The organism is bacterium, assembly GCA_030018315.1.
In the GTDB taxonomy this organism is placed as follows: Bacteria; Hydrothermota; UBA3073; order JACQXS01; family JAGMCI01; genus JASEGA01.
The window spans coordinates 1-9,270 of record JASEGA010000044.1 but is presented as its reverse complement, the minus strand read 5'-3'; the positions used below and the strand labels follow the sequence as shown (position 1 = coordinate 9,270).

At 36.5% G+C, this 9,270-nt stretch carries 11 protein-coding genes and 1 pseudogene; all 12 read left to right on the top strand.

Annotation, left to right across the window (positions count from 1 at the left end):
* The first annotated feature begins 107 nt into the window (after positions 1-107).
* Positions 108-242 carry a hypothetical protein gene (locus QMD71_09645; GenBank protein ID MDI6841087.1) on the top strand — a complete coding sequence of 45 codons (135 nt, stop codon included), beginning with the start codon at positions 108-110 and terminating at the stop codon, positions 240-242.
* A 35-nt stretch (positions 243-277) separates the two neighbouring features.
* Positions 278-403 carry a CRISPR-associated endonuclease Cas1 gene (locus QMD71_09640; GenBank protein ID MDI6841086.1) on the top strand — a complete coding sequence of 42 codons (126 nt, stop codon included), beginning with the start codon at positions 278-280 and terminating at the stop codon, positions 401-403.
* Positions 402-536, top strand: a pseudogene (locus tag QMD71_09635) (CRISPR-associated endonuclease Cas2). Before QMD71_09640 ends, QMD71_09635 begins: the two are co-directional and overlap by 2 nt.
* Positions 537-977: 441 nt before the next feature.
* Entirely contained in the window at positions 978-1,877 is a 900-nt protein-coding gene (gene fabD / locus QMD71_09630) for an ACP S-malonyltransferase (protein ID MDI6841085.1), read from the top strand.
* A 222-nt stretch (positions 1,878-2,099) separates the two neighbouring features.
* On the top strand, positions 2,100-3,020 hold the full coding sequence (locus QMD71_09625) for a T9SS type A sorting domain-containing protein (protein MDI6841084.1): 921 nt from the start codon (positions 2,100-2,102) through the stop codon (positions 3,018-3,020).
* Positions 3,021-3,023: 3 nt separating this feature from the next.
* Positions 3,024-3,743 (top strand): 3-oxoacyl-[acyl-carrier-protein] reductase, encoded by a 720-nt coding sequence (gene fabG / locus QMD71_09620; protein ID MDI6841083.1) that lies wholly within the window; start codon positions 3,024-3,026, stop codon positions 3,741-3,743.
* Positions 3,743-4,129 (top strand): HEPN domain-containing protein, encoded by a 387-nt coding sequence (locus QMD71_09615; protein MDI6841082.1) that lies wholly within the window; start codon positions 3,743-3,745, stop codon positions 4,127-4,129. The genes fabG and QMD71_09615 overlap by 1 nt, the downstream gene beginning before the upstream one ends.
* A complete protein-coding gene (locus tag QMD71_09610) occupies positions 4,086-4,460 on the top strand; it encodes a nucleotidyltransferase domain-containing protein (GenBank protein MDI6841081.1) in 375 nt (124 codons plus the stop codon). Before QMD71_09615 ends, QMD71_09610 begins: the two co-directional genes overlap by 44 nt.
* A gap of 15 nt (positions 4,461-4,475) precedes the next feature.
* Positions 4,476-5,942 (top strand): polysaccharide biosynthesis C-terminal domain-containing protein, encoded by a 1,467-nt coding sequence (locus QMD71_09605; protein MDI6841080.1) that lies wholly within the window; start codon positions 4,476-4,478, stop codon positions 5,940-5,942.
* Entirely contained in the window at positions 5,943-7,337 is a 1,395-nt protein-coding gene (locus QMD71_09600) for an O-antigen polymerase (protein MDI6841079.1), read from the top strand.
* An 89-nt stretch (positions 7,338-7,426) separates the two neighbouring features.
* Positions 7,427-8,506 (top strand): glycosyltransferase, encoded by a 1,080-nt coding sequence (locus QMD71_09595; GenBank protein ID MDI6841078.1) that lies wholly within the window; start codon positions 7,427-7,429, stop codon positions 8,504-8,506.
* Positions 8,503-9,270 (top strand): glycosyltransferase family 4 protein (locus tag QMD71_09590; protein MDI6841077.1); only part of this gene is annotated, 768 nt, incomplete at its 3' end. The genes QMD71_09595 and QMD71_09590, both read left to right, overlap by 4 nt.

Below are 9,270 nucleotides of genomic sequence, written 5' to 3'. Positions count from 1 at the left end.
AGAGGACATTTTACCTGAAAAATAAAAGAGGACATTTTTGCTGAAAAGTAACAAGAAGAAAGAAATTAGTATAGAAAATATGAAGCTGGATATTCTAAAGAAAAGAAATGGGGCTGAACCTTAAAGGTGAACTCCTAATCCTGAAGGAGAAAAAACGAATACCAGTTGAACTTGATGCTGGAAGGCTTTTAGCCGGTGGAAGTGGACTTGCCTTACAGATTAAACACTTAATCTGGATGTAGCTGAAATATTTAAGCCTGTTATTATAGACCGTCTTATATTTTACCTATTGAATAAAAAGATTATTAAGGCAGGACATTTTGATAATCATATGGAAGGTGTATATCTTAATGAGAAAGGTAGGACATATTTTGTTGAGGAGTTAGAGTACAAAATTTGTTAAACTTAAGATAGAACTTAAACGAGTTATTAAAGAGGCTGAAGATTCTATTATCTTTTATATAATGCGTACTACAAGATATAGTAAACGCGAAATTATGGGTATAAGGAAAGGGGGAGAAGATTTGATAATTTAGTGACAATTAAATAGTCGTCAGTGTGGGATAGTGTAAAAATCATAGGGGATAGACGACAAGGAGTAAAATTAATATGACCCCAACTGTATATTGGAATCCTATAAATCATACATTATATTTTGCACTTCACTTTTTACTGCTTACTGCTCACTATTTACTATTTACTAAAAGAGTGCTCTTTGACAATTATATAAGGAATTAGGTAATAATAAAATTGGTTTTTAGCCTACCTATAAGGGATTGAAACATTAGGGGCAAGGGAAGTATCCCTCGCCCCTAAAACCCTTACTTCCTCTAAACCTGTAATTCCTTGCGTAAGCAAGGCAGGGGTTGTCTCAAGACCCGTATGGGGTGGGGGAGGTGTCCCCGCCAGCCTACCTATAAGGGATTGAAATGCAAAAAACTTGACAGCTCTGATTTATTATAATAGACTTTAACAAAATGGCTAAAATAGCATTTATATTTCCTGGTCAGGGTGCTCAGTTTGTTGGTATGGGCAAAGATTTATACAATACCCATCCTGAAGTAAAAGCCCTTTACGAACAAGCAAACCAGATACTTGGAGTTAATATAAGGGACATATCTTTTAATGGACCAGAATCTACACTAACTGAGTCAAAGAATGCACAAGTTGCTATACTCTTGCATTCTATTGCCTGCCATAAACTTATAGAAAAAGAGGATACTAAGCCATCAGTTGTTGCCGGTCACTCGTTAGGTGAGTATTCGGCTATTTTTGTAGCTGGTGCAATTGAGCTTGAAGATGTACTCCATATTGTTAGGTTTAGGGGTGAACTTATGTCAAAGGCGGGTGATATTCATCCGGGTACAATGGTAGCTGTTATTGGGTTAGATTCAAGTAAAGTTGAAGAAGTAGTCAAAGAAGTATGCAAAGATATGGTTGTAGCTGTAGCAAACTATAACTCGCCGTCACAGACTGTTATCTCAGGCTCTATAGATGGTGTAAATAAAGCAAGCGAACTCCTCAAATCTCTTGGTGCAAAGCGAGTTATTCCTTTACAGGTGAGTGGTGCTTTTCACTCTCCTTTGATGCGGGATGCATTTACTAAATTTGAGCTTGTGCTATCAAAAACGGAGATTAAAGAGCCAAACATACCTGTAGTCCCAAATGTTACAGGTAAATTAACCACATCCTCTACAGAGATAAAGGAAGCATTAAGGCAGCAAATTGTATCACCTGTGAGATGGGTAGACTCAATTAGAAATATGATAGAGTTTGGAGTAGATACATTTATTGAACTTGGACCTGGCAAAGTGCTAACAGGTTTAATAAAACAGATAAACTCTGAAGTCAAAGTCATCAAACCGGATTTTGCATAGTTATGGCCGAAAAATTTACTCTTTTTCTTCTAACGATGTGTGGAAAAGTGATAATGTGAGTTATGAGAAACTCTAAGCACGAAATTCTAAATCCTAAACAATATCAAAATTCAAATGTTTCAAATCACAAACTTTCAAGGAGTTTTGGACATATTTGGATTTTGAGATTTGGAATTTGTTTAGAATTTAGGGCTTCGTATTTAGAATTTTCCATATAAGGAGATGTGTAGGTTAATTGCTAAAGTTGTGATAGTAACTGTGATTTGGGTAGCAACCACCTCTAAGACAGTAGTTGCGGGCTGGGAAAAAACATATGGTGGAATCGGTCCAGAGTATGGCTACTCAGTAGTCCAGACAGTAGATGGTGGCTATATTGTAGCGGGATGGACTTTGTCGTACGGTGCAGGACAGGAGGATATGTATCTAATAAAGACAAATGCAGCTGGTGATACAGTTTGGACAAGGACATACGGTGGAACTAATTGCGACTATAGCTACTCACTTACACAGACATTAGATGGTTGCTATATCATAGCTGGATATACTTGGTCATATGGTGCAGGAAAAGGTGATGTCTGGCTGATAAAGACAGATACAGCGGGTGACACAACCTGGACAAAGACATATGGTGGACCTTCTTGGGACTGTGGCTACTCAGTGGCACGGACAACGGATGGTGGCTATATTATAGCTGGAAAGACTTGCTCATATGGTGCAGGAGAGGCTGATGTATATCTAATAAAAGTTGACGCTTATGGAGTAGAAGAAGGCAAATCCGAAATCCGAATGCCGAATGACGAAATATTGAAAATATATCCTAATCCATTCTGTGAGAAAACCGTTATTCGTTATTCGTTTCCACAGGCCATACGGCTCGTAGGAGATCCTTCGGAAAACGAAAAACGAGAGGTACTATCTCAAACTGATTACACGATTAACGATTTCCGATTAACGATTTATGACCTTACTGGCAGATTAGTCAAGTCATTTCCAACAACCCAACTCAATCCCGATTTTATCGGGACTCAAGTCTGGGATGGTAAAGATGCTGACGGGAAAGAGGTAAAGTCGGGTGTCTACTTCTGTCGGCTCATGGCCGATGGCAATAGTGTGACAAAGAAAATGGTTGTGCTGAATAAATAAATTATGAAAATTGCTGTAGTAACTGGTGGCGCCAAGGGGATTGGGTTAGCAATTGCTAAAAAGCTTATTGCTAATGGACTTAAGGTAATTATCTGGGATATAGTTGATGAAGAGATGCTTCACTTTGTTCAGCATGACAAGAGTATATCTGCAAAAACCTTGTCATTTATGAAAGTAGATGTAGCAAATTACTCTGAAGTCACTGCCAGTGCTCAAAAATTAGGTGATATTGACATTCTTGTAAACAATGCAGGTATAAATTGTGATAAGCTACTACTCAGGATGCAAGAGGATGATTGGGATAAAGTTATTGATGTTAATCTAAAGGGTGTATTTAACTGCACTCATGCTTTCCTGCCGGGCATGGTTAAAAAAAGATATGGCAGGATTATTAATATATCGTCTGTAATAGGAATTATTGGTAATGCAGGTCAGTCAAATTATGCTGCCTCAAAAGCAGGTATAATAGGATTTACAAAATCTATTGCAAAAGAGGTGGCTTCACGCAATATCACTTGCAATGCCATAGCACCGGGTTACATAATTACTGAGATGACAGATAGCCTTCCGGAGCAAGTAAAACAGTCTTATATAAAATCTATTCCAATGGGAAGAGCTGGCACTCCGGATGATGTAGCTAATTTAGTCTCATTTCTTATTTCAGATGCAGCAAGCTATATTACTGGACAGGTAATTAATATTGATGGTGGCATGGTAACCTAATGGAACGCTCTAAAGATTGGATGAGACAAGCCAAGAAAGACTTAAAACATGCAAAACATTCATTTGAGGCTGGTGATTATGAATGGGCTTGTTTTGCATCACAACAGGCAGCCGAGAAGGCAGTCAAAGCTGTGTATCAAAAAATAGGCGCAGATGCGTGGGGGCATTCTGTAAGTATACTACTTGCTGAACTTCCACCTAAAATTAGACCTGACGCCGAATTGATAGAATTTGCGAAGGAGCTCGATAAGTATTATATCCCTACAAGGTATCCAAATTTTCATCCAAGTGGAGCGCCATTGGATTATTACACAAAAAGAGAGGTAGCGAGGGGAATAGATTATGCAAAAAAAGTTATCTCGTTTTGTGAAGATAAGATACTTTGACAAGGAAAAAGTGTGGCAAGCTTTAAAAAAGTTTGCAGTTGGACTTATAAATAAAGACTGTAGGATTGAGAAAGTTATAGTCTTTGGTTCTATTGTTCGTGGGCAGTGTGTTCCTGGTAGCGATGTTGACTTACTTATAATTCTTGACGATTCAGGCAAGCCTTTTCTTAAAAGGATACCAGATTATATGCCATTGAGCTTTCCTGTAGGCATAGATGTCTTTCCTTATACAAAAGAAGAAATCAAAACAATGGTAAAAGATAACAATTTCTTCTTAAAAAAAGCTATGGAAGAAGGCATTGTTCTTTGTGAGAGGAGCTCAATTAAATGAAATTAAACCTATTACATGGCAAACTTATCATTGGGAGAAGTTTTCAAGGATATCAGATATTACATGCCAGCCAGAGTTATTCCGGCACTTGTCACCTTTGTCAGTATAGCTATATTTACACGCCTTCTAAGTCCAGAGGAGTATGGGTTATATACACTTGTAATTATCACAATTTCTATTGTATCAACACTCGCCTTTCGCTGGTTAGAGGATGCTGTATTACGATACTTTGAAGAACACGAAGAGAGTGCTTCACTTCCGTTGTTGCTATCTACTGTTATACTGACATTCTTACCAATTGTTCTCATAATCTCGGCTGGTTGGTTTACTTCTGTACTCGTTTTTAAATTTAAGCCTCACTTAACTATATTACTTTTAGTTGGGACCATTACACTATTTATGCAAGCAGGCTACTCTCTTATTCTAACAATTAACAGGGCAGCTCGTAATGCTCATAAATATACTTATTACGCTGTAATACAATCTATATGCACTTTACTCATAGCATGGTACCTTATTTATTCTCTACATTGGAATGCTACTGCAATCTTATTAGCTACAGCTATTGCAAGTGGGGTAGTTTTCTTATACGAGATAATCTACTTTGTAAAGAGATATCAGATTAAGCTTTCTTTATTCTCATTCCAACTGGTGCGTAATCTTGCAATTTATGGCTTCCCTTTAATTGGAGTAAGCATAGGAATGTTAGTACTTGCCTCAATTGACCGCTATATGATTCAATACTTTAAAGGAGCAATTGAAGTAGGTGTATATTCAGCAGGTTACAGAATAGCTGACAGTGGTACCAATATAATTTATATGATGGTTATGCTACCAGGGGTTCCTGTAATTTATCAAACTTATGAGCAAAAAGGAAAATTGGAGACTGTTCAATTATTAGAGAAACTAATTGAGATTAATATAGCTATTATGTTACCTATATTTTGTGGTGTGTTTATGCTTTCAAAAGATGTTATAAAGGTATTACTTGGTGGCTCATTTCAAGGTGCAAGTTATGTTCTTACATGGGTGACCGGTGGCTGCTTTTGTTTTGCTCTTGCTCAATATTTCTATAAACCACTTGAATTAAAGAAAACCACTAAATATGTACTTTATTTAATACTGGGCGCAGCTACTTTAAACATTATTTTTAACTTCATTCTTATTCCAAAATTAGGTGGCAGAGGTGCGGCAATATCTACATTTTTGGCATATACAGTCTGCCTTTTAGGGGCGTGGCTATTAGGAAATAGGACTTTCAATTTACGCATCCGCTGGAATAGGGTTTGGAAATTGGTTATATCGGCTATCGGGATGATGTTTGTGTTAATGTTAGTGTTACCAAATTGGCAGCCGGGGATAAGTCGCTTAGTTTTAAAGGTAATAATTGGGGTTGTTAGCTATGTTACTCTACTTATAATCCTTAGAGAAGATAATATAATGCAAGTTATAAGAAAATTAACCAATGCACTCCAAAACTAAATGAAAAGAGTTATACTTATTGCTGTACCGATAGGAATATTTGTTGGATTAACCGTGGCACGATTGGCTTTGACTAACAATTTTGCTCTTCCTATTGTTATTATGTATCTCTTTCTATTTACAGCTGTTTTCCCAATTGCACGTAAACTAATAAAAGGGCATTTTGACACATTTGAGGCAGAAAATTTCTTTATTATACCATTTACACTTTACTCACTTTCACTCCCTTATCAAATTATTTCCGAGAATACTCTTGCAAATGAGCATATATTAGCTCTTTATCTTGCAGTATGTTTAATTGGTCTAATCTCTTTTTTAACAGGATACTATACAAAACTTGGCAAACTCATCTCCCATTATTTACGCCATTTTACTCAAGTTAACAATAATCAATTAGCATTAGGTGGCTGGTTTCTTCTTGGCTTTGGTCTTATTCTCATATTTTTACTGATGCGGTCTGCAGGTGGTCTTTTTGGCTACCTTGAAATGGGGTATGGTGGCAAACTTTATCTTTATATGCGGGGCAGAGGCTACCTTGCTTATGGATTCTACTTCTATATACTTGCATTATTTATCCTGTTTATCAGTTGTATAGGGATGCGGGAGCGATTGCGTTTTATACTTACAGCAATCTTTGCAATTATCTTTATAACATTTGAGTTCCGTATGGGGGCACGTAGTGCCATTTTAAATCTACTAATTGGGCTACTTGTAATATTCCATTATGGAGTAAAAAGGATACGTCCATCTTTAGCTATAATTGCTATTATGGTTGTATATATAGGAGGAGTTATGTTTGCACACGCCCGTAGCGAACTACCATTTGGTATCAGCCATACACTCAGTTTTATGATAAGAAATTTGTCATTTAAGTTACTCAGTCCAATCTCCATAGGTGAGTTTATCGCGCCATCTCAAGCATTGTGGGAGCTGTTAGAAAATGGAGTAACTCGTATTCCATATCAGTTTGGTATGTCATATTTAAGGATTCCATTGATTATGATACCACTTGTTTTGTTTCCTACCCGTCCTCTGGCTTTGGCAGAGTGGCGTGTAGCTACATTCTATCCCGAGGTCTACCAGAGTGGCGGTGGGTTAGGCTTTTTTACTTTAGCAGAAGGATTCATAAACTTTAGCTTTGCAGGTGCTATATTACATATGTTTTTATATGGCTTATTTGCGAGGGCGACTTATGAGTATTTTAGAACCAACTATAAGAATAAAGCTAATCTATTATTATATGCAACTATTCTGCCATGGGTTGTACTCGGCATCCGTATAGATACTGCCCCTATAATTAAGACTTTGCTACTCGCTTATATAATACCCACATTAATTATACTTATGTTCTCAAGAGAGATTCCTCACTTTGTTCAGAATGACAGGGGTAAGTAGATTAGGTTCATTAGTAGGGACACGGCATGCTGTGTCCCTACTAAATATAAAATAATTGACAACGAAGTAATAAAAGAAGTTACTAAGGTATGAAAATTTGCTATCTTGCAGATGCATTGAGTGTACATATACAACAATGGGTAGAATATTTTGTTGATAAAGGATATGAAATAGATGTCATCTCATTTAGGCAAGCAAATATAAGTGGAGCCAATGTTCACTTTATAAATGTGGGCAATGTTTCATATAAAGGAGGCATTAGGAATTGGCAATATTTGATAAGAATCAATAGAATAAAAGAGTTGATACATAAAATAAAGCCTAACATACTACACGCACATTATATAACGAGTTACGGGTTTATTGGGGCACTTGTAAATTTTCATCCCTATGTTATAAGTGCTCTCGGGTCGGACATCTTAATTGCACCGCGTGAATCGTTGTTCCTTAGACTTTGTATTAAAAAAGCAATTAATAGGGCTGATTTGATTATCTCACATGCTTTTCATCTTTTCCAGGCATTGATTTCTATGGGGGCTAATAAAGAAAAGTCAATCCTCTTTGGATGGGGTGTAGATTTAAAAAGAATTAGTAAAGAGGTAGAACCACAAAGGGAAGAAAATACAGTTATAAGTGCAAGACAATTCGAGCCAATATATAATTTAGAGCTACTTATTCGGGCTATTCCTTATGTGATAAAATTTATACCGGATGCTAATTTTATCTTAATAGGAGATGGAACCCAAAAGGAGCAATTAGAGAATTTAGCTCATAAGCTTAAGATAGATGAACATGTTAAGTTCTTAGGTAAAATTTCGCATTCTAATGTTTTAAAGCATTTGGGGTCATCGCAAATATATACATCTACATCACTATCTGATGGCACATCAGCTACACTATTAGAGGCTATGGCTTTAGGGGCATTTCCAGTTGTCACAGATATTCCTGCTAATAGAGAATGGATTCAGGATGGTATAAATGGGTTTTTGGTCCCTACATCTGACCCTAAAAGATTAGCAGAAAGAATAGTAGATGCTATTCGTTGTCCCCAATTAAGGGAGGATGCTAAAATAAAGAATGCAATAATTATTAGTGAGAAAGCCAATTTCAAAAAGAATATGCAAATAATAGAAAATGAGTATAGAAAATTGCTAAAGCAAGTTCAATGAGATTCTTATTTCTAACCCAATACTTTCCGCCAGAGGTGGGTGCAGCCCAACTTAGACTATACGCAATCTGTAAGGAGCTTTTAAAAAGAGGGCATAAAATAACAGTAGTAACTGGTATGCCAAATTACCCTAAAGGCGAAATCTTTCCAGAATATCGGGGCAAACTTTATATGAAAGAGATCATTGAGAGTATTCCAGTAATAAGGACATGGATTTATCCCGCTACCCATGGCAATATAATTATCCGGAAGATCCTGTGGAAAAGACTATTAAATTATTTTTCGTTTACTTTAACTTCGTTATACGGTATTTTGCACACATCTCGACCTGATTATATTTTTGTTGAGTCGCCTCCTTTATTCTTAGGAATCAGTGGCTACTTAGGTAGCCGATTTATGAGTGCCCCTTATATCTTTAATGTATCTGACCTATGGCCCGATTCAGTAGAAGAGATGGGAATTATAAAAAATAAAATTTTAATTAAATTAGCTAAAAAATTAGAAGCTTTCCTTTACTCAAATGCATTTTTGATAAATGGGGTTACTTTAGGAATTGTAGACTCTATTGTAAAAAAGGGCGTCCACAGTGATAAGGTATTGTTTTTACCCAATGGTGTGGATGTAGACCTATTTAAGCCATTACCCCCTGTAGTAGGGGCAATTCATGAATTGTCCCTACAAAGCTTAAAACTTTTTGATAAGAAAGTTTTCATTTACTCAGGTATTCATGGATATGCACAATCACTTGAAACACTACTAAAAGCA